Source organism: Paractinoplanes tereljensis (genome assembly GCF_016862435.1).
Classification (GTDB): Bacteria; Actinomycetota; Actinomycetes; order Mycobacteriales; family Micromonosporaceae; genus Actinoplanes; species Actinoplanes tereljensis.
In genome coordinates this window covers 87,854-107,426 of the sequence record NZ_BOMY01000001.1, presented here as the reverse complement: position 1 = coordinate 107,426, position 19,573 = coordinate 87,854, and the positions used below count along the sequence as shown (strand labels likewise).

General features: G+C 70.0%; 18 protein-coding genes. 15 read left to right on the top strand and 3 right to left on the bottom strand.

From position 1 onward, the window contains the following. Positions 1-83 precede the first annotated feature (83 nt). The 11 genes from argC (at position 84) to Ate02nite_RS48565 (ending at position 10,817) form a co-directional block, all read left to right on the top strand. Positions 84-1,085: an N-acetyl-gamma-glutamyl-phosphate reductase gene (gene argC / locus Ate02nite_RS00450; protein WP_203797282.1), complete on the top strand. Its 1,002-nt coding sequence runs from the start codon at positions 84-86 to the stop codon at positions 1,083-1,085. After that, positions 1,082-2,254, top strand: a complete 1,173-nt coding sequence (gene argJ, locus Ate02nite_RS00445) for a bifunctional glutamate N-acetyltransferase/amino-acid acetyltransferase ArgJ (protein ID WP_203797279.1) — start codon at positions 1,082-1,084, stop codon at positions 2,252-2,254. Before argC ends, argJ begins: the two co-directional genes overlap by 4 nt. Next, positions 2,251-3,120, top strand: a complete 870-nt coding sequence (gene argB / locus Ate02nite_RS00440; RefSeq protein ID WP_203797278.1) for an acetylglutamate kinase — start codon at positions 2,251-2,253, stop codon at positions 3,118-3,120. Before argJ ends, argB begins: the two co-directional genes overlap by 4 nt. Continuing rightward, entirely contained in the window at positions 3,117-4,265 is a 1,149-nt protein-coding gene (locus Ate02nite_RS00435; protein ID WP_203797277.1) for an acetylornithine transaminase, read from the top strand. The genes argB and Ate02nite_RS00435 overlap by 4 nt, the downstream gene beginning before the upstream one ends. Next, on the top strand, positions 4,262-5,206 hold the full coding sequence (gene argF / locus Ate02nite_RS00430) for an ornithine carbamoyltransferase (RefSeq protein ID WP_203797275.1): 945 nt from the start codon (positions 4,262-4,264) through the stop codon (positions 5,204-5,206). The genes Ate02nite_RS00435 and argF overlap by 4 nt, the downstream gene beginning before the upstream one ends. Next, positions 5,203-5,703 carry an arginine repressor gene (locus Ate02nite_RS00425; protein WP_203797273.1) on the top strand — a complete coding sequence of 167 codons (501 nt, stop codon included), beginning with the start codon at positions 5,203-5,205 and terminating at the stop codon, positions 5,701-5,703. Before argF ends, Ate02nite_RS00425 begins: the two co-directional genes overlap by 4 nt. Continuing rightward, on the top strand, positions 5,700-6,902 hold the full coding sequence (locus Ate02nite_RS00420; RefSeq protein ID WP_203797271.1) for an argininosuccinate synthase: 1,203 nt from the start codon (positions 5,700-5,702) through the stop codon (positions 6,900-6,902). The genes Ate02nite_RS00425 and Ate02nite_RS00420 overlap by 4 nt, the downstream gene beginning before the upstream one ends. 5 nt (positions 6,903-6,907) lie before the next feature. Then, a complete protein-coding gene (argH, locus tag Ate02nite_RS00415) occupies positions 6,908-8,329 on the top strand; it encodes an argininosuccinate lyase (RefSeq protein WP_438871139.1) in 1,422 nt (473 codons plus the stop codon). A gap of 10 nt (positions 8,330-8,339) precedes the next feature. Continuing rightward, on the top strand, positions 8,340-9,137 hold the full coding sequence (locus tag Ate02nite_RS00410; RefSeq protein WP_203797269.1) for an alpha/beta fold hydrolase: 798 nt from the start codon (positions 8,340-8,342) through the stop codon (positions 9,135-9,137). An 87-nt stretch (positions 9,138-9,224) separates the two neighbouring features. Further along, a complete protein-coding gene (locus tag Ate02nite_RS00405) occupies positions 9,225-9,539 on the top strand; it encodes a hypothetical protein (protein ID WP_203797267.1) in 315 nt (104 codons plus the stop codon). 81 nt (positions 9,540-9,620) lie between these two features. Next, positions 9,621-10,817 (top strand): SIMPL domain-containing protein, encoded by a 1,197-nt coding sequence (locus Ate02nite_RS48565; RefSeq protein WP_239147024.1) that lies wholly within the window; start codon positions 9,621-9,623, stop codon positions 10,815-10,817. On the opposite strand, the gene Ate02nite_RS00395 is transcribed toward Ate02nite_RS48565, so the two are convergent. After that, complete coding sequence (locus Ate02nite_RS00395; protein WP_203797261.1) at positions 10,804-14,007, bottom strand: NACHT domain-containing protein; 3,204 nt, start codon at positions 14,005-14,007, stop codon at positions 10,804-10,806. The genes Ate02nite_RS48565 and Ate02nite_RS00395 overlap by 14 nt on opposite strands. 44 nt (positions 14,008-14,051) lie before the next feature. Here Ate02nite_RS00395 and Ate02nite_RS00390 point away from each other — a divergent pair, with 44 nt between their 5' ends. The 3 genes from Ate02nite_RS00390 to Ate02nite_RS00380 are packed head-to-tail and all read left to right on the top strand — an operon-like array spanning position 14,052 to position 16,938. Then, complete coding sequence (locus Ate02nite_RS00390; RefSeq protein ID WP_203797259.1) at positions 14,052-14,369, top strand: CU044_2847 family protein; 318 nt, start codon at positions 14,052-14,054, stop codon at positions 14,367-14,369. Further along, on the top strand, positions 14,366-15,505 hold the full coding sequence (locus tag Ate02nite_RS00385) for an aminotransferase class I/II-fold pyridoxal phosphate-dependent enzyme (RefSeq protein ID WP_203797257.1): 1,140 nt from the start codon (positions 14,366-14,368) through the stop codon (positions 15,503-15,505). The genes Ate02nite_RS00390 and Ate02nite_RS00385 overlap by 4 nt, the downstream gene beginning before the upstream one ends. Next, positions 15,502-16,938, top strand: a complete 1,437-nt coding sequence (locus Ate02nite_RS00380) for a 2-hydroxyacid dehydrogenase (RefSeq protein ID WP_203797250.1) — start codon at positions 15,502-15,504, stop codon at positions 16,936-16,938. The genes Ate02nite_RS00385 and Ate02nite_RS00380 overlap by 4 nt, the downstream gene beginning before the upstream one ends. A 13-nt stretch (positions 16,939-16,951) precedes the next feature. Here Ate02nite_RS00380 and Ate02nite_RS00375 read toward each other — a convergent pair whose 3' ends face one another. After that, entirely contained in the window at positions 16,952-17,701 is a 750-nt protein-coding gene (locus tag Ate02nite_RS00375) for an AraC family transcriptional regulator (protein WP_203797248.1), read from the bottom strand. Between the two features lie 54 nt (positions 17,702-17,755). Here Ate02nite_RS00375 and Ate02nite_RS00370 point away from each other — a divergent pair, with 54 nt between their 5' ends. Beyond that, a complete protein-coding gene (locus Ate02nite_RS00370) occupies positions 17,756-18,724 on the top strand; it encodes a zinc-binding dehydrogenase (RefSeq protein ID WP_203797246.1) in 969 nt (322 codons plus the stop codon). Here Ate02nite_RS00370 and Ate02nite_RS00365 read toward each other — a convergent pair. Beyond that, the gene (locus Ate02nite_RS00365) at positions 18,705-19,559 is read right to left on the bottom strand and encodes an NAD-dependent epimerase/dehydratase family protein (protein WP_203797244.1); all 855 of its coding nucleotides are present in this window, start codon (positions 19,557-19,559) and stop codon (positions 18,705-18,707) included. The two genes, Ate02nite_RS00370 and Ate02nite_RS00365, sit on opposite strands and share 20 nt — an antisense overlap. Between the last annotated feature and the right edge of the window lie 14 nt (positions 19,560-19,573).

The window sequence follows — 19,573 nt, the reverse complement described above, 5'->3', positions numbered from 1 at the left end:
GGGCGCATGAACCGGCGGAAACATAGTTGGCGATCACGAGCGCGTCTTGATACGGTCTTCTGCATAGTCATGCGGAGGTTGGTATGGGGATTCGAGTCGCCGTTGCGGGGGCCAGTGGTTACGCGGGGGGCGAGCTCCTGCGTCTGCTCGCCGGGCACCCCGAGTTCGATCTCGTGGCGGCCACCGCGCACTCCCAGGCGGGCACGCACGTCACCGCCGTACACCCGCAGTTGGCCGGCCTCGACCTGACGCTCGGGGTGACCGATGCGGCCGGCCTGGCCGACGCTGACCTGGTGTTTCTTGCTCTTCCGCACGGGCAGTCGGCGGCCGTGGCCGCGCAGCTGCCGGCGCACGTCAAGGTCGTCGACCTCGGGGCCGACTTCCGGCTGAAGGACGCCGGGCTGTGGCAGAAATACTACGGCGGTGAGCACGCCGGCACCTGGACCTACGGGCTGCCCGAGCTGCCCGGTCAGCGGGCCGCGATCGCGGCCTCGACCCGGGTCGCCAACACGGGTTGTTATGCGGCCACCATCACACTTGCGCTCGCTCCGCTGATCGCCTCCGGGCTTGCGAGCCCGGAGGATGTGGTCGTGGTGGCCAGCTCCGGCACCTCCGGCGCGGGCCGCAGCGCCAAGGTGAACCTGCTGGCCAGCGAGGTGATGGGCGACCTGTCGCCGTACAAGGTGGGCGCGCACCAGCACGTGCCGGAGATCAAGCAGGCGACCGGCGCGACGTCACTCTCGATGACCCCGGTCCTCGCGCCGATGCCGCGCGGCATCCTCGCGACGGTTACCGCGCGCTTCGCCAAGGAAGGCGACCCGCAAAAGGTTCTCCAGGAGGCGTACGCGGGGGAGCCGTTCATCCACGTCCTGCCGGCCGGGCAGTGGCCGCACACCGCGGCTACCTCCGGGTCCAACTCCTGTCATCTGCAGGCGACCGTCGACGTCGACTCGGGCCGGATCATCGTGGTCAGCGCCCTCGACAACCTGGGCAAGGGTGCCTCCGGTCAAGCTGTGCAGTGCGCCAACCTCATGTTCGGCCTGCCCGAGACGATGGGCCTGTCCGTGTTCGGAGTCGCACCATGACCGTGACCCACCCCAAGGGCTTCCGGGCCAGCGGCGTCGCCGCCGGTCTCAAGGCCACCGGCAACCCGGACGTCGCCCTGGTCGTCAACGACGGGCCCGACTACACCGCTGCCGCCGTCTTCACCGGCAACCGCGTCAAGGCCGCCCCGGTCCTGTGGAGCCAGCAGGTGCTCAAGGGCGGCATCGTGCGCGCGGTCGTGCTCAACTCGGGCGGCGCCAACGCCTGCACCGGCACCCAAGGCTTCCGCGACACCCACGCCACCGCCGAGCACACCGCGACCGTGCTGCGCGGCGGCCCCAAGCCGCAGATGATCGGGCCCGGCGACGTGGCGGTCTGCTCTACCGGGCTGATCGGTGAGCTGCTGCCGATGGACAAGCTGCTGCCCGGCGTCACCGCCGCGGCGAAGGCGCTGACCGCGGACGGCGGCGGGAAAGCCGCCGAGGCGATCATGACGACCGACACGGTGGCCAAGAACGCCGTGGTGCAGAACCAAGGCTGGTCGGTCGGCGGCATCGCCAAGGGCGCCGGCATGCTCGCGCCGGCCCTGGCCACCATGCTCGTGGTCATCACCACCGACGCGTCGGCCGACAACGAGGTGCTCGACGCGGCACTACGTGAGGCGACCCGGCTCACCTTCGACCGGATCGACGCGGACGGCTGCATGTCGACGAACGACACCGTGCTGTTGCTGGCCAGCGGGGCTTCCGACGTGCAGCCCTCGCAGGAGGAACTGACCGCGGCGGTCACCGCCGTTTGCCACGACCTCGCGCAGCAGCTCATCGCGGACGCCGAGGGTGCCACCAAGCACGTCGAGATCGTCGTCGAGGGCGCCGACACCGAGGCCGACGCGGTCGAGGTGGGGCGCTCGGTGGCCGGGAACAACCTGGTCAAGACCGCGCTGTTCGGCAACGATCCGAACTGGGGTCGCATCCTGGCCGCGGTCGGCACCACCAAGGCCAAGTTCGAACCGGACCGGGTCGACGTCGCGATCAACGGCGTCTGGATCTGCAAGGGCGGCGCGGCGGCCGAGGACCGGTCGAAGGTCGACCTGAGCGGGCGGGACGTCACCATCACGATCAACCTGCGTGAGGGCGCGATGAGCGCCACCATTTGGACGACAGATCTCTCCCACGCGTACGTGCATGAGAACTCGGCGTACTCCTCATGACGTCACCGCTGGAGAAGGCCGGGGTGCTGATCGAGGCGCTGCCCTGGCTGGAGCGCTTCCACGGCACGACCGTCGTGATCAAATACGGCGGCAACGCGATGATCACCCCGGAGCTGCAGAAGGCGTTCGCGGAAGACATCGTATTTATGCGATATGTCGGGATCAAGCCGGTAGTGGTGCACGGTGGTGGACCGCAGATCAGCCGGATGCTCGACAAGCTCGGGATCGAAAGCGAATTCCGTGGCGGTCTCCGGGTCACCACCCCTGAAGCCATGGACGTGGTCCGGATGGTTTTGACGGGACAGGTCGGACGTGAGCTGGTCGGGCTGATCAACCAGCACGGCCCGTTCGCGGTCGGACTCTCCGGTGAGGACGCCCGCCTGTTCACCGCGACCCGGCGAGGCACCGTGATCGACGGTGAGCCGGTCGACATCGGCCAGGTCGGCGACGTCACGCGCGTCGACACCAGCGCGGTGGACGACCTGATCGCGGCCGGCCGCATCCCGGTCATCGCGAGTGTGGCGCCGGACGCCGACGGGGTCGTGCACAACGTCAACGCCGACACGGCTGCCGCCGCCCTGGCCGAGGCGCTGGGTGCACGCAAGCTGGTCGTGCTCACCGACGTGCCCGGTCTCTACACCAACTGGCCGGACACCGACTCGCTCACCACCCGGATCGACGCCGACGACCTCGAGAAGCTGCTGCCCAGCCTCGAAGCCGGCATGGTCCCCAAGATGGAGGCGTGCCTGCGGGCCGTCCGCGGCGGCGTGCCGGCCGCGCACGTGGTCGACGGCCGCGTCCCCCACTCCACGCTGCTGGAAGTCTTCACCTCGGAAGGAATCGGAACCATGGTGGTGCCGTCATGACCTCGCTGGTAGACCGGTGGTCGACCTCGATGATGAACAACTACGGCACGCCGCAGATCGCCCTGGTCCGAGGTGAGGGCGCGGTGGTCACCGACGAGAACGGCACGGAGTACGTCGACTTCCTCGGCGGCATCGCGGTGAACGCCCTGGGCCACGCCCACCCCGCCGTCGTCGAGGCGGTCACCCACCAGATCTCGCAGCTCGGGCACGTGTCCAACCTCTACGTCGCCGAGCCCTGCGTGGCCCTGGCCGAGCTGCTGCTGGCGCTGGCCGGCCGCCCCGGCCGGGTCATCTTCGGCAACTCCGGGGCCGAGGCCAACGAGGCCGCCTTCAAGCTGTCCCGGCTCACCGGCCGCACCCACGTGGTGGCGACCGAGGGCGCGTTCCACGGCCGGACCATGGGCGCGCTCGCGCTGACCGGCCAGCCGTCCAAGGCCGACCCGTTCCGCCCGCTGCCCGGCGAGGTCACGCACGTCGCGTTCGGTTCGCTGGAGACGCTGGACAACGCGGTCACCACCGAGACCGCGATGGTCATCCTCGAACCGATCCAGGGCGAGAACGGCGTGGTCGTCCCGCCGGCCGGCTACCTGGCCGGGGCGCGGGAGATCTGCACCCGCAACGGCGCGCTGCTCGTCCTCGACGAGGTGCAGACCGGCATCGGCCGCACCGGACACTGGTTCCACCACCAGAGCGAGGGCGTCGAACCCGACATCATCACCCTGGCCAAGGGCCTCGGCGGCGGGCTGCCGCTGGGCGCCTGCATCGCGTTCGGCCGGGCCGCCGACCTGTTCACCCCGGGCTCGCACGGCACCACGTTCGGCGGCAACCCGGTCTCCTGCGCGGCCGGTCTCGCGGTGGTCCGCACGATCGCCAACGAGGGCCTGCTCGACCACGTCAAGCGGGTCGGCGAGCAGCTGCGGCGGGCGCTCGAGAACCACCCGCTGGTCGACCACGTGCGCGGCGCCGGTCTGCTGCTCGGTGTCGTGCTCAAGCAGCCGGTCGCGAAAGAGCTGCACAAAAAGCTGCACGAAGCCGGCTTCCTGGTCAACGCCCCCCAACCGGACGTCATCCGGCTCGCCCCGCCGCTGATCATCAGCACCGAGCAGGCCGACGCCCTCATCGCCGCTTTTGGAGCCATCAAGTGACCCTGGCCCCCAAAATCAGACACTTCCTGCGCGACGACGACCTCAGCCCGCAGGAGCAGGCGACCGTCCTCGAACTCGCGGCCGAGATGAAGGCGTCCCGCTTCGCCTACCGGCCGCTCGAAGGCCCCCGCTCGGTGGCCGTCTTCTTCGACAAGGTCAGCCTGCGCACCCGGCTGTCGTTCGAGGCCGGCATCGCCGAGCTGGGCGGCCAGCCGATCATCGTGGACACCCAGGCCACCCACTTCGGCCGGGGCGAATCGCTGTCCGACGCGGGCCGGGTGGTCTCCCGGTACGTCGCGGCCATGGTCTTCCGGACCACCGGCGACGAACGGCTGACCGAGTTGGCCTCCGGCGTCAACGTGCCGGTCGTCAACGCGCTCACCGACGGTTTCCACCCCTGCCAGCTGCTGGCCGACCTGCAGACGGTCCGCGAACGCTTCGGATCAACAACAAACCGCAAGCTGGCGTACGTCGGTGACGCGGCCAACAACATGGCGCACTCGTACCTACTGGCGGGCGCGACCGCAGGCATGCACGTACGCGTAGCCGGCCCTTCCGGTTTTGATCCTTCACCGGCCGTGGTTTCCCGGGCCGCCGAGATCGCGGCCTGGACCGGGGGCTCGGTCGAGGTCGTGCGGGACCCGTTCGAAGCGGCCGACGGGGTGGACGTGCTCGCCACCGACACCTGGACCTCGATGGGTCAGGAGGGTGACGGCAAGGATCGGCTCACGCCTTTCCGCCCGTACCAGATCAATGAAAAGCTCCTGGCCGCCGCCGCGCCGGAAGCGATCGTCCTGCACTGCCTGCCCGCGCATCGCGGGGAGGAGATCACCGATGAGGTGATGGACGGACCGCAGAGCGCCGTGTTCGACCAGGCCGAGAACCGCCTGCATGCGCAGAAGGCGCTGCTGGCCTGGCTGCTGGCGGTGAACGAGCAGTGACCGGGCCGGTGACCCGTGCGGGCAGGCATGCCCGGATCGTCGAGCTGATCAGGGACAAGGCGATCCGGTCGCAGACCGAGCTCGCCGAACTCCTGGCCGGCGACGGTGTGCAGGTCACCCAGGCCACCCTGTCCCGGGACCTGGAGGAGCTGGGGGCCGTGAAGGTCAGCGGCGCCTACCTCATCCCGGAGGACGGCAAGCGTCCCCTGCGCGAGGCCGAGAACGCCCCGGCCCGTCTCCTGCGGCTGCTGCGGGAGTTGCTCACCGGAGTGGACGCCAGCGGCAACATCGCGGTCCTGCGCACCCCGCCCGGAGCGGCTCAGTTCCTGGCCAGCGCGCTTGATCGCTCCGGACTCACCGATGTCGTCGGCACCATCGCCGGCGACGACACCATTCTCGTCGTGGCCCGCGACGTCACCGGCGGCAAGGCCTTGGCCGAAAAGCTCGCCGACTGGGCCGGACATAGTAACGACAACTTTGAAGGGAGCACCCCGTGACCGAGCGGGTCGTTCTTGCGTTCTCCGGCGGACTCGACACCTCCGTCGCCATTCCCTATCTCGCCGAGCAGACCGGCGGCGAGGTCATCGCCGTGGCGCTCGACGTCGGCCAGGGCGGCGAGGACATGGAGGTCATCCGGCAGCGCGCGCTCGACTGTGGCGCGGCCGAGAGCGTCGTGGTGGACGCCCGCGAGGAGTTCGCGGCCGACTTCTGCCTGCCGGCGCTGCGGGCCAACGCGCTCTACATGGACCGGTACCCGCTGGTGTCGGCGCTGTCCCGGCCGCTGATCGTGCGGCACCTGGTCGAGGCGGCCAAGCAGTACGGCGGCACGATCGTCTCGCACGGCTGCACCGGCAAGGGCAACGACCAGGTCCGGTTCGAGGTCGGCATCGGGGCGCTCGACCCGACGCTCAAGGTGATCGCGCCGGCCCGGGACTTCGCCTGGACCCGGGACAAGGCGATCGCGCTGGCCGAGGAGAAGGGGCTGCCGATCGACGTCACGCACAAGTCGCCGTACTCGATCGACCAGAACCTGTGGGGCCGCGCCGTCGAGACCGGCTTCCTCGAGGACATCTGGAACGCGCCGATCGAGGACATCTACTCGTACACGGCGAACCCCGCTGAGCCGCGGGACGCCGACGAGGTCGTCATCACCTTCGACCAGGGCAACCCGGTCGCCATCGACGGCGAGACCGTCACGCCTTACCAGGCCATCACCGAGCTGAACCGGCGCGCCGGCGCGCAGGGTGTCGGCCGTCTCGACATGGTCGAGGACCGGCTGGTCGGCATCAAGAGCCGCGAGGTGTACGAGGCGCCCGGCGCGATCGCGCTGATCACCGCCCACCAGGAGCTCGAGAACGTCACCGTCGAGCGTGACCTGGCCCGCTTCAAGCGCTCGGTCGACCAGCGCTGGGGCGAGCTCGTCTACGACGGCCTGTGGTTCTCGCCGCTGAAGAACGCGCTCGACACATTCATCGACGACTCGCAGAAGTACGTCTCCGGCGAGGTGCGGCTCACCCTGCACGGCGGCCGTGCGGTGGTCACCGGCCGGCGCTCGGACGCCAGCCTGTACGACTTCGGCATGGCCACCTACGACACCGGCGACACCTTCGACCAGACCCTGGCCAAGGGCTTCGTGCAGCTCTGGGGCCTCCCGTCGCGCATGGCGGCGGGCCGTGACCGGCGGCTGGCAGACTGACCGTCGTGACTGAGAAGACGAGTTTGTGGGGCGGCCGGTTCTCCGGCGGCCCCGCCGACGCCCTGGCCCGGCTGTCGGTGAGTGTCCAGTTCGACTGGCGCCTCGCCCCGTACGACATCGCCGGTTCCCGGGCCCACGCCCGGGTGCTCGCCGCGGCCGGGTTGCTCGACCCGGACGAGCTGGGCCAGATGCTGGCCGCCCTCGACGACCTCGAGGCGGCCTGCGCGTCCGGCGAGTTCCGGCCCACGATCGACGACGAGGACGTGCACACCGCGCTGGAGCGCGGCCTGCTGGAACGGCTCGGCACCCTCGGCGGCAAGCTGCGGGCCGGCCGGTCCCGCAACGACCAGGTCGCCACCGACCTGCGGCTCTACCTGCGCGACCACGCCCGCGGCCTGGCCGTGGCGCTGGTCGAGCTGGCCGATGCGCTTACCGAGCAGGCCGCGCTGAACGTCAACACGGCCGCGCCCGGCATGACGCACCTGCAGCACGCCCAGCCGGTCACCTTCGGCCACTGGCTGCTCGCCCACGTGCAGCCGCTGCTCCGCGATCTTGAGCGGCTGCGGGACTGGGACTCACGCGCGGCGATCTCGCCGCTCGGCTCGGGGGCACTGGCCGGTTCCTCGCTGCCGCTCGACCCGGCCGCGGTCGCTAAGGAGCTGGGCTTCACCGCCCCCGCTCCGAACTCGATGGACGCGGTCGCCGACCGGGACTTCGTGGCCGAGTTCCTGTTCGTGACGGCGCTGATCGGCGTGCACCTGTCCCGCCTGGGCGAGGAGGTGGTCCTCTGGACCTCCACCGAGTTCGGCTGGGTCGAGCTGGACGACGCCTTCGCCACCGGCTCGTCGATCATGCCGCAGAAGAAGAACGCGGACATCGCCGAACTGGCCCGCGGCAAGAGCGGCCGGCTGATCGGCGGCCTGGTCACGGTGCTGACCATGCTCAAGGGCCTGCCGCTGACCTACGACCGGGACATGCAGGAGGACAAAGAGCCGGCCTTCGACGCGATCGAAACGCTGGGACTCCTGCTGCCGGCTCTGGCCGGCATGATCTCCACCATGACGGTACGGGTGGACCGCCTGGCCGCCGCCACGCCGGTCGGCTTCTCGCTGGCCACCGAGGTCGCCGACTGGCTGGTCCGGCGGGGCGTCCCGTTCCGCGAGGCGCACGAGATCACCGGGCAGCTGGTGGCACTGTGCTCGGTGCGCGGCTGCGAACTCGAGGACCTGACCGACGACGACCTGAAGACGGTCAGCGGCCACCTGGACCCCTCAGTCCGCAATGTCCTCACGGTCGAGTCGGCCCTGGCCAGCCGCACCACGCCGGGCTCGACCGGCCCCGGCCCGGTAGCCGACCAACTGGCCACGGTCCAGCACAAGCTGGACAGCTGGCGCCAGTGGGCGGTCGAGAAGGTGGTACCCCGCTAGATTCGGCCGGATGGAATCCCGTTACATCGACCGTGAAGGTTTCCGGCTGCACGCTCTCTGGCAGCCGGGAACCGGCACCCCGCTGGTGATCGTCCCCGGCGTCATGACCGACGCGAAGGGCTGGCGCCGGGTAGCGGCGGCAATCGACCGCCCCGAGCCGATCCTGATCCTCAACCGGCGGGGCCGGGCACCCAGCGGCCCGCTCGGGCCCGGCTACGGCGTCGAGACCGAGGTGCTCGACCTCTTGGCCTGGCTCGCCTGGCTGGACGAGCCGGCCCGGTTGTTCGGCTGGAGCTACGGCGGACTCGTCACCATCGAGGCCGCGACCCGGACGGCGGCGGTGCGGCAGGTGATCGCGTACGAGCCGGTGCTGCGCCCGTTCGGGGCCACCGCGGTGCCGGCCTTGCGCGCCGCGATCGCCGTCGGCGACCTCGACCGCGCCGTGGAGCTGGTCAACCTCGATGTCTCGGGATACCCGCCGGAGCACGTATCGGCGTTGCGGGCCAGTCCCGCGTGGGCGCCGTTGCGGCTCTGGGCGGCGCCGGTGGCGGAGGAACTCGCGGCGCTGAACGCCTTCACCCCACAGCCGGAGCGGTGGGCCGAGCTGGCGATCCCGGTCGACCTGATCATCGGCGAGCACAGCCGGGACGGCGCCCCCTACGGCACCGCCTTCACCGCCGTCCAGCGGCTGCTGCCCCGCGCAACCACGCACGTCCTTCCCGGCCAGGGCCACCTCGCCCACGCCGAAGCACCGGAAGAACTGGGCCATCTGGCCGCCGACATCGTCGCCGGGGTTGCCCGTGCGTGACGCCGGGGTGGTCGCGGTGACGGGCACGTCCGGCCGGTCAACGTCGACGCCACCGCCGCTTTTCTCGACGAGGCCGGCTCCGCCGGCGTGCGGCGTTTCGTCTACATCAGCAGCACCGCGGCGGCGACCACCAGCGCCGTGGCGCACGACGCCGTGGCCGGCACTTTCAATGTCGCCGGCCGCTATCCGTTCACCCGGGCCGACTGCGTCGCCCTGTACCAGGACGCGGCGGCCGTGATCGCCGAGCGGGCTCCCGAGGTCGCCAGGGCATTCCACGATCGAGGCTGGGAACTGCCCGAGCACATCGACCGCGTCTACGACTCGAGCGCCGCCACGACCACTTTCGGCTATCAGCCCACCGAGGGCGTTCTCCGGCTGCTCGGCGAATCGCGAACCCCCTGAAGGCGTAGATCTGCGAAATACCGCATCCCCATACCGTCAAAACCCCTTAAATGGTATGAAATATACCCTTGAAGGTGGGAAATGAACCGGTCACGTGTTACAGCGTCCCTACTCGCCGTACTGACGACGTTTGTGCTGGGCGGTGGGCGTCCGGCGGTTGCCGCGGCGAGCGGTGAGCCGTCTCGCGAAGGCGTCCTGGTCACCGGGACGGGGGCGGTGTTCGGGGAACCTGACCTGTTTACCGCCGAATTCGCGGTGGAGACCGAGGCGTCCACCGTGGGCGATGCGCTGGAACGGGCCAACACCGCGGCCACCCGGATGCGTAACGCGCTCGTCCGGGCCGGCATCGCCCGGGCCGACCTGCAGACGTCGAACGTCGGGATCAGCTCGAAGTTCAACGACGACCGGGACATCATCGGCTACAGCGTGAATCAGGGACTCACCGCGAAGATCCGGAACCTGCCGCGGGCCGGGGCGGTCCTGTCCGCGGGCATCGCCGCCGGCGGCAACGCGGCCCGGCTGAACGGCGTGTCGTTCTCGATCGAGAACGACACCGCGCTGCTCGCCGAGGCGCGCAAGAAGGCCTTCGCGGATGCCCGCGGCAAGGCCGAGCTGTACGCCAAGGAAGCCGGCCGCCCGCTCGGCCGGGTCGTCACGATCAGCGAGGTGGCCCCGACCTTCGGGCCGCCGAGCCCGCAGTACAGCATGGCCGCGTACGACGCGCGGGTTCCCCTCGAGCCGGGCAAGCAGCAGCTGACCGCGACCGTCACCGTGGAATGGGCCCTGGCCGCGCCGGCTCCGGTCACCGCGACCCTCGCCCGCATGCCGGCCAAGCCCCGGCTGACCAACGCACAGCGGGCGGTCCTGGTCGAGGCCACCAGCCGGTTCCGGGACGTCAAGAAGGCGATCGCGGCCGGTTACCGGCCGACCAAGGACTGCGTGCCGGGCATGGGCTTCCACTACGCGAAGCCCGAACTGACCGGCGACATGAAGATCGATCCGGCCCTGCCGGAGATCCTGGTCTACACGGCCGCCGCCGGTGGTTCGGTGCGGCTGGCCGCGCTGGAGTACTTCAAGGCCGACGCCGACGGCAACCTCAAGACCGCCGACGACCGGCCGACGCTGCTCAGCCACCCCTTCGACGGCCCGATGGCCGGCCACCCGGTCCCGCCCGGCCAGCCGCCCATGCCGGTGCACTACGACCTGCACGTCTGGCTCTACCAGAACAACCCAGCCGGCGAACTGACGTCGATGAACCCGGACGTCACCTGCCAGTAGGGAAGGGTCCGAGGACGGTGGTGGTCCGCAGTTCCCAGGAATTGGTGTCGTACCGATGGACCTGGGAGTCGTAGCCACCGCAGTAGAAATGCCGGCTCTGCGGGCCGAAGCAGACGGCCGTGACGAAGTCGATGTGCGGCAGCGTGGCGATCAGGTTGCCGCTGGCCGCGTTCCAGATCTTCGCGGTCCGGTCGTCCGAGGAACTGGCCAGCAGTTCGCTGTCGGGGGAGTAGGCGAGCGCACCGATCATGTTGGTGTGCTCGCTGCTCATCCACCGAGGCCGTACCGCCGGAACCTCCCAGACGGTGACCTTGCCGGTCCAGTTTCCGGCCGCGAAGCTGCGGCCGTCGGCCGCGAAGGCCAGCCGGGTGATGGGTTCCTCCTGCTGGCGTACGGTCGTCGGCCGCCCGGCCTGCTCGAGCGACCAGACCCGCAGGGTCTTGTCCAGCCCCGCGCTGACCACGACGTCGGCGGTGGGGCTGGCGATCACCGCGTTGACCGCGCCGGCGTGCCCGGTCAGCGTGAAGGCCGGGCGCATGGTGTCGACGTGCAGCACCGAGATGGCGCGGTCGTAACCGGCACACAGCAGAAGCCGGGAGTGCCGGTCGAAGCAGACCGAGTTGACCCGCTCGGGCAGCCGGAACTCGCCCCGCCGGGTCGGGCCGGGCAGGTCCCAGAGCAGCACCCGGCCGTCCCATCCGCAGGTGGCCAGCAGGTGCCCGTCGGGGCTGATCACCACCTGCCGGATCCAGTCGTCGTGGCCGGTCAGCGTGGCGGCGATGGTCAGGTCGGGGGTCAGGACGGTGGCTGTGCCGTCGGCGTTGGCGGTGACCAGCCGGCCGTCCGGCGCCGCGACCATGGCGAAGACCAGCGGTTCCTCCCGGACGGTGTCGCCCAGTCCGATCAGGATGTCCATGCACATGCCCCGCAGAATGTCGCTGTTCTGGCGGTTGAGTGCCTGCGCCTTGATGGTGGCGATGTCGTGCGGCGAGGCGAGTTGCTGGACGAAGTCGGTGATCTCGTACGGGATGACGCGTTGCCCGAGGTCGATGACGGGCCACTCGGCGACGCTGCCGGCCAGTCGCTTGGCCACGAAGAACTCCATGAAGGACTTGTGCGCGAACATGAAGTTGCCGAACCGGTCCCGGGCCAGGAACGAGCAGGTTCGCACGTTGGTGTCGAGCTTCTGCAACCGCTGCGGGTCGTGCGGGAACGACTCGGCGAAGAACTCTCCGACGGCCGCACTCAGCTCCTCGTACGGGATGAACAGCCGGTCGGTGGCGTACATCCGCCAGGCCAGCGCCTGGGCGAACGCCAGCCGTTCCTGGGCGGTGATGTCCGAGCGTTCGTCGTCGCGCTCGAGCCAGAACTTCGTGTACATGTCGTAGAGGGTCGCCGACTTGACCGCGGTGTCGGAGCCGAGCGAGAGCAGGTCGCCGAACGAGTTCAGCATGATGGTGAGCATGATCGGCGTACGGGCCAGATCGGCCAGGTTGTAGACGTTGCTGATGTATCCCCAGCGGCCTCGATAGTCCTGGGCGTACCGCCGGGACATCAGCTCCAGGATCTGCGGCTCGTCGAGCTTTTGCAGTTCCACGATGCCGAACCCGCGATGCGCCCGCACCTCCCGCATGAGCGGCGTCATCGCCTCGGTGGTCAGGGTTTCCAGGCTCTGGTGCTCGGAGCGGAAGTAGTGCGTACGGCAGGTGAGCACGATCTTGGCCCGGCCGGTGACCAGCGTGGTGATCTGGCTGAACAGTTGGGTCACCTCCCGCCGGTCGAGGCCGTCGGCCACCTCGTCGAAGCCGTCGAACAGCAGCACGAACCGGCCGGCCCGGGACATCAGCTCGAACGCCTTGTAGTCGGTGACCTGGATGCCGTAGTCGGTGAGGGTGTCCAGGATGAGCCGGCGCATCCCTTGCTGCCGGTCGAAGTTGCGCAGCGGGATGAACAGCGGGATCCGGGTGGCGGCCGGGTCGCGCAGGCATTCCCGGGCCAGGTCGTAGGTGAGCTGGAGGCAGAGCGACGTCTTGCCGGTGCCGTAGTCGCCGAGGATGGACAGCAGGTGCCTCTCGGGCGTGCCGAGGAACTCGGTGAGCGTCGAGGCCGAACTCGGGTACGACTGTCCGGACAGCAGGTCCACGCAGCGCAGGTCGATGTAGTAGCGGTAGAGGTCGCACCACCGGAAGTGGTCGATGACCGGATGCGCGTCGCCGTGGTAGAACTCGCCGAAGTTCTCGTAGTCGTGCACCACCGCACGCAGGTAGTGGTCGAAGTCGATAAGCGTCCGCTCCAGATCGGCGACCGTGATCAGCAGGACGTGGTGGGTGTCGGCGACCGCGTGCACCGGTGCGGGATGGGCTGCGGCGGTGACCACGAAGCCCTTGTCGTACCGGCGCTGGGCCAGCAGCGAGCCGACCAGGTGTACCGCGCGCTGGGCGTCGCCGGGCTGTTGCGCCTCGCCGTCGAGCACCACCACGAGCGCGCGCAGCAGCACCGGTCCCACGGTCAGTTCGGCGACCAGCGACGGGGTGATGCCGGCCTCGCCGGACTGCTCGGTGACCCGGTAACCCATGGCGCCGAACAGGTCGGCGACCCGGCCCCGCAACTGGTGTTCGGGGCGGGACAGCGACTGCCGGAAGGCCACCCACCGGTTCGCGGCCGCGCTGATCGGCACAGCCAGGCCGACTCCCTTGTTGCTCAGCCGGGCCTGGACGATGCCGACGACCCGGCCGGTGTCCATGTCGAGCAGCGGTGCCCCGCTGATGCCGCGCTGCACGTCGACGTCCGCGATCAGGATGAACTCCTGGCCGTCGACCACCGTGTCGCCCGAGATCCGCCCGATCACCGGGTAACCGCTGCTGACGTGCGCCTGGTACTGGAAGCCGTACGTCCAGGCTCCGTCGTTGGCGGCCCAGGACCGGCTGGCTCGCACCACCGGAACGGTGGCGGCGTCGGGGGCGTGCAGCACGGCGATGTCGGCGGCCGGGTCGGACAGGTCGGCGCGCACCGCGGCCGGCAGCCGGCGATTGTCCCCCTCGATCTGAATTCGAAGATCGGCGACGTCCTCGATCACGTGCCAGCAGGTGAGGAAATAACCGCCGGTCAGGGCCGCGAAACCGGAGCCGAGCGTTTCGCCGTCCACGTTGGTCACCCGAATTACTGATCTTTTGAGCGCGGACGGGTTCATTCAAGATCCCCATTCATTCGCGGGCCGGCTCTATCATCTCGGGAATGGGCACTATCGAGCGCTTCACCACATCCGACGGCGCCTCGGTGATCGTGGCGGTCCCTGATGAGGATGGCATTGTCCCCACCAACTCCCGCGCAGCTCAGGCTGCTGTAAACGCCGTCGGCTCGCTGTCTGCGGCACTCGCACCGATCCGCTCCGCGGCCGATGACGCCTTTCACTCTCTGCGCGAAATGGCATCTTCTCCCTCGCGCATAGAGATCGAATTCGGGGTCATGTTCACCGCGCAGGCGACGGCGATCATTGCCGGCACCAAGGCTGGTGCGCAGATAACGGTGACGGTGACCTGGGAAAAACCGTGAACAGGCATCCGAATCTCACCCGGTACGAGAGAGACGGCCTGGCGCTGGAATTCAATCTGACCGACGGGCACGCCCGGCAGGGGCAGGACGCCGCCCAGGACGAGATCCGCTGCCGGTTGCCGGAGCTCTATCTGATCAGTGACCAGAGCCGGCAGCTGGAAGCCGAGCGCGAGTTCCAGGCCGCGTTCTTCGAGCTGGCCGGGCAGGGGACGGCCGCCACCGACCCACACACCCTGCTGTGCACCTCGGCCTCGCTGGCGACCGACCTGGTCGCCACCTTCCTGCACCGGCGGCGGCTGTCGGTGAGCCTGATGCAGCCCTGCTTCGACAACCTCGCCACGATCATGGCCCGGCGCCGGGTCCGGATGACGCCGCTGGACGAGGAGGTCTTCGCGCCACCGCGGTCCGGGGCGGCCGGCACCGACGCGGTCTTCCTGGTGCTGCCGAACAACCCGACCGGGTTCGTGCTGGACCGCGACGGGTTCACCCGGCTGGCTCGCCGCTGCGCGGCCGAGGGGCAGATCCTCATCCTGGACTGGACGTTCCGGTTCTTCAGCGACCTGGACGGCTGGGATCAGTACGCCGTACTGCGGGACACCGGAGTCTCCTACGTGTGCATCGAGGACACCGGCAAGACCTGGCCGACGCTCGATCTCAAGTGCAGCATCCTGGCCTCGAGCCCGGATCTCTACCCGGAGATCCTCGAGGTGCACAACGACGTACTGCTGAACGTGAGCCCGTTCGTGCTCCGGCTGGTGCGGGAGTACATCCTTGACAGCCTCCGCCGCGGCCTGGACGTCAGCGTGCGGCGGCCGGTCGCGGTCAACCGGGCCCTCCTGCGGGAGACGCTGGCCGGCACCGTGCTGACTCCGGTCCCGGCGCCGGCCGCGGTCAGCGTCGAATGGGTCCGCATCGACGACCCCGAGCTGGACTCCGCCGACGTGGTCGAGCTGCTCGCCGAGCAGGGCATCGGCATCCTGCCGGGGGACCACTTCTTCTGGGCCGAGTCGGCGCGCGGCCGGCGGCACGTGCGGTTCGCGCTGGCCCGGGACCCGCGCATGTTCGCCGCCCTCTGCGACCGGATCGCCGCCGCCAGCACCCTGCGGCCGGTTCCCCGAAGGCCGCTGGTCGCATGAGGATCACCTATCTCGACGAGCCGACGTTCCTGTCGCCGGAATTCGAGAGCCGGATGGCGGAGCTCGGCGAGTTCACCGTCTGGCACGACCGGCCCAGCCCGGCCACCGCCGTACGCCGGCTCAACGACTGCGACATCGCGATCGTGGAGTGGACCGCGCTGACCGCCGACATGTTCGCCCAGATGCGCCGGGTCCGGCACATCGTGCTGGTCACCACCAGCTTCGACTTCGTCGACCTGGCCGCCGCGAGCCGGGCCGGGATCACCGTGGCCAACTGCCCCGCCTACTCCAGCGAGGCGGTCGGCGAGCACGTGTTCGCGCTGCTGCTCGCGGTCGCGCGCCGGCTGCTGGCCGGCGACGCCGCGGTCCGCCGCGGCGACCACATCGACCACGCGCCCTACCTCGGCATCGGCCTGCGCGGGCGCACGCTCGGCCTGATCGGCACCGGCGGGACCGCGCGGGCGGTCGCGGCCCTCGCGGCGGCCGGCTTCGGCATGCGGATCATCGGCACCAACCGCAGCGGTACGCCGGTGTCCGGCATCGAACCCACCGGGCTCGCCGACGTGGTCGCAGGTTCCGACTTCCTCTCGGTGCACGTGCCGCTGGACGACTCGACCCGGGGACTCCTGGACGCCCGCCTGCTGGAGTCGATGAAGCCGTCAGCGATCCTGGTCAACACCTCCCGCGGCGAGGTCATCGACCAGCCCGCGTTGCTTCGGTTGCTCACCGACGGGAAGATCGCGGGCGCCGGCCTCGACCACCTCGCGGCCGATTCCAAGGAACACATCCGCTCGTTGCCCAACGTGGTGCTTACTCCGGGCATCGCCTGGTACACCGACGAATCGCGGCGGGCGAACCTCGACGTGATCTACGAGAATGTCGCCGCCTACCTCAACGGGGAGAGGAGAAATGTCCTCAACCCGGTCCCCGTGCTCACCCATACAGACAGGATCAAGGGAATGAGTGTCGTCACCGACAACGCGTTCGTGCCACCCGATTTCGAGGTCCCGCCGGGGCTGAGCGAGGACGGCCTCCGGCTGTTGCCGCTGGGCCCCGAGCACAACGACCGGGACTACCAGGCGTGGACCACCAGCGTCGAGCACATCCGCCGCACGCCGGGCTTCACCGAGTACCCGTGGCCGTACGACATGTCGATCGACGAGAACCTCGCGGACCTCCGCCAGCACGCCGCCGACTTCCAGCAGCGGTCCGGCTTCACCTACACCGTGCTGTCCGGCGACGAACTGGTCGGCTGCGTCTACATCTACCCGACGAAGACCCCCGGCTGGGCCGCGGTGCGTTCCTGGGTGCGCCACGACCGGGCCGAACTGGACACCAAGCTGTACGCCATCGTCCGCCACTGGCTCGACGACGCCTGGCCTTTCGACGGCGTCGAGTACTCCCCGCGCGAGCTGCAAGCCGCCGAGGGCTAGACGCGCGGGCCGGTCACCGCCCCCGGGAGTGACGGCCGGGGGTGGTGCCGACGATGGTGGTGAAGGCGGCGATGAAGCTGCTCGGGTTGGCCCAGCCGCAGGCGTGCGCGACGTGGGTGGTGTCGTGGCCCTCGGCCAGCAGGATGAGTGCGTGGCCGACGCGCAGCTGGGTTCGCCACTCGTAGAACGTCATGCCGAGCTCGTCATGAAAGAGCCGGCTGAGCGTCCGCGCGCCGGCCCCGACCCGCCGCCCGAGCACCGCCAGCGAGCTGTTGTCGGCCGGATCGTCGTCCAGGATCCGGGCCACCGCGCGCAACCGGTCGTCGCGGGGCTCGGGCAGCCGGGTCGGCTGTTCGGCCGCCTCGCGGAGCTCGTCGACAAGCACCCGGTGCAGGCGGGCGCGAGTGCCGCGGTCGAGCGGCCGTGACCCGGTGAGGGTGAGCAGAAGCTCGCGGACCAGCCCGGAGGCGAGCAGCACCGCCGGGCGGGTGCCGGCCCGCAGGGCGAGTGACGGCGGCAGGAAGACGATCCGCATGTCGGTGTCGCCGTGCGTCCGGTGATAGTGCGTGGACTCGGCCGGGATCCAGGCGACCCGGTTGGCCGGCACGATCAGGGTGCCCTGCTCGGTGTGTACGGACAGGACGCCGCCGGCCGCGTACACCAGATGTCCGCGGGTGTGGGTGTGCGGCTCGCTTGTCGCGCCCGACGGCCATCGGTGCACGCCGCCGTACGGCCAGATCCGGGATTGGCGCGCTAGCGGCATGGCTTGGCATTTTAACGGTGGGCGGCCGCACGATCCGGCTTCACAGTTCAGGCCATGACGACGACGATGCGGGCAGCGGTCTGTGTGCGGGCCGGCGGCCCCGAAGTTCTGGAGATCCGGGAGCTGCCGGTGCCGGCGGTACGCGACGGCTGGAGCCTGGTGCGGGTGATGGGCGCGGGCCTCAACCGTTCCGAACTGCGTACCCGGCAGGGGCATTCGCCGAGCGTGCGGTTCCCGCGCGTGCTGGGCATCGAATGCGTGGGCCTGGTGGCGGCCTCGACCGACCCGTCGATCCCGGAGGGCAGCACGGTCGCGGCGGTGATGGGGGAGATGGGCCGGGCCTTCGACGGCGGCTACGCCGAGTACGCCCTGCTGCCGAACAGCCTGCTCATGCCGGTGACCACCACGCTGCCCTGGGAGGTGCTGGCCGCGCTGCCGGAGACCTACCTGACCGCGCAGGGCGCCCTCGACGTGCTGGGGGTCCGGCCCGGCGAACGGTTGCTGATCCGGGGCGGCACGTCGTCGGTGGGCCTGGCCGCCGCGACGATCGCGCACGGCCTCGGCGTCGAGGTCGCGGCCACCACCCGCCGCCCGGAGAAGGCGGGCGCGCTGACCGCGGCCGGCGTCGACCGCGTGCTGGTCGACGACGGCGGGTCACTCGACCTGCCCGGGCCGAACAAACCCAGCCACGTGCTGGATCTGGTCGGGGCGGCCACGGTCGCCGACTCGCTGCGCCTGGTCCGGCCGGGCGGAACCGTCTGTGTGGCGGGCTCGCTGAGCGGATGGCTGGTCCCGGGCTTCGAACCGATCGCGATGATCCCGTCCGGCACCCGGCTGACCGCCTTCCACAGCAACGACAACCAGGGCGCGGCCGTACTCGAACGGGTCGTCCGCAACGTCGAGGCCGGCGTCTACCGGCCTAACCTCGACCGGGTCGTCGACCTCGACGGCATCGTCGAGGCCCACCGGCACATGGAGAGCAACCAGGCGGCCGGCAAGGTGGTCATGCTCCTGGGCCGGTGACCGGGTCGCGCCAGGAGTGCTCTGGCTCGTAGCCCAGCAGCCGCCGGGCCTTGTCGATCGAGAGCAGCGTCTCGTGCTCGCCCAGTTCCTTCGTCACCTTGACGCCCGGGTAGACCTCGGCGGCCAAGCTTGCCGACGAGCGGCTCATCACGGTGTCGCTGTTGGCGATGATGAAGATCTCCACGCCGGTCGCGTCGTAGGCGAGGGCCTTGCGGACCGCTTGGGCGCCGTCCCGGGCGTCGATGTAGCCCCACAGGTTCCACTTGCGGGACCGGGGATCGGCGTCGAACGACGGGAACTCGGCGTAGTCCTGCGGGTCCATCACGTTGGAGAAGCGCAGCCCGATCATCTTCAGCGCCGGGTTCCACCGGCAGAACTCGGCCGCCATCGTCTCCTCGAGGTGCTTGGCCAGCGCGTACCGCGACTCGGGGCGGGCCGGGTATTCCTCGTCGAGCGGGATGTACGGCGGCGGGGTCTCGAACGGGATGCCCAGCAGCGTCTCGCTGGACGCCCACACCACGTTGGTGATGCCGGCCGCGCGAGCCGCCGCGAAAACGTTGTAGGTCGCGTTGATGTTGTTGTGGAAGGTGGCCGCGTTCCCGGTGATGCCGGGAGCCGGGATCGCCGCGAGGTGCACCACCGCGTCGATCCGGTCGTACCGGTCGTCGATCTCGGTGAGCGCCTCCAGGGTCTGCCCGTAGTCGGTGAGATCGATGCGGATGTCCGGACGCTGTGCCGCCGCGTCCAGGTTGATGACCTCGTGGCCGTGTTCCCTCAGGTCGGCGACGACGGCCCGGCCGAGCTTGCCGGTGCCGCCGGTGACTGCGATCCGCATGCTGCCTCCCAGGT

Bases quoted from the DNA above. Each gene is read 5' to 3' on its own strand.
- Ate02nite_RS00390 (WP_203797259.1), top strand. From the start codon at position 14,052: ATGGGCACTATCGAGCGCTTCACCACATCCGACGGCGCCTCGGTGATC.
- Ate02nite_RS00380 (WP_203797250.1), top strand. From the start codon at position 15,502: ATGAGGATCACCTATCTCGACGAGCCGACGTTCCTGTCGCCGGAATTC.
- Ate02nite_RS00435 (WP_203797277.1), top strand. From the start codon at position 3,117: ATGACCTCGCTGGTAGACCGGTGGTCGACCTCGATGATGAACAACTAC.
- Ate02nite_RS00395 (WP_203797261.1), bottom strand. From the start codon at position 14,007: ATGAACCCGTCCGCGCTCAAAAGATCAGTAATTCGGGTGACCAACGTG.
- Ate02nite_RS48565 (WP_239147024.1), top strand. From the start codon at position 9,621: ATGAACCGGTCACGTGTTACAGCGTCCCTACTCGCCGTACTGACGACG.
- argJ (WP_203797279.1), top strand. From the start codon at position 1,082: ATGACCGTGACCCACCCCAAGGGCTTCCGGGCCAGCGGCGTCGCCGCC.
- Ate02nite_RS00370 (WP_203797246.1), top strand. From the start codon at position 17,756: ATGACGACGACGATGCGGGCAGCGGTCTGTGTGCGGGCCGGCGGCCCC.
- argB (WP_203797278.1), top strand. From the start codon at position 2,251: ATGACGTCACCGCTGGAGAAGGCCGGGGTGCTGATCGAGGCGCTGCCC.
- argC (WP_203797282.1), top strand. From the start codon at position 84: ATGGGGATTCGAGTCGCCGTTGCGGGGGCCAGTGGTTACGCGGGGGGC.
- Ate02nite_RS00375 (WP_203797248.1), bottom strand. From the start codon at position 17,701: ATGCCGCTAGCGCGCCAATCCCGGATCTGGCCGTACGGCGGCGTGCAC.
- Ate02nite_RS00365 (WP_203797244.1), bottom strand. From the start codon at position 19,559: ATGCGGATCGCAGTCACCGGCGGCACCGGCAAGCTCGGCCGGGCCGTC.
- Ate02nite_RS00410 (WP_203797269.1), top strand. From the start codon at position 8,340: ATGGAATCCCGTTACATCGACCGTGAAGGTTTCCGGCTGCACGCTCTC.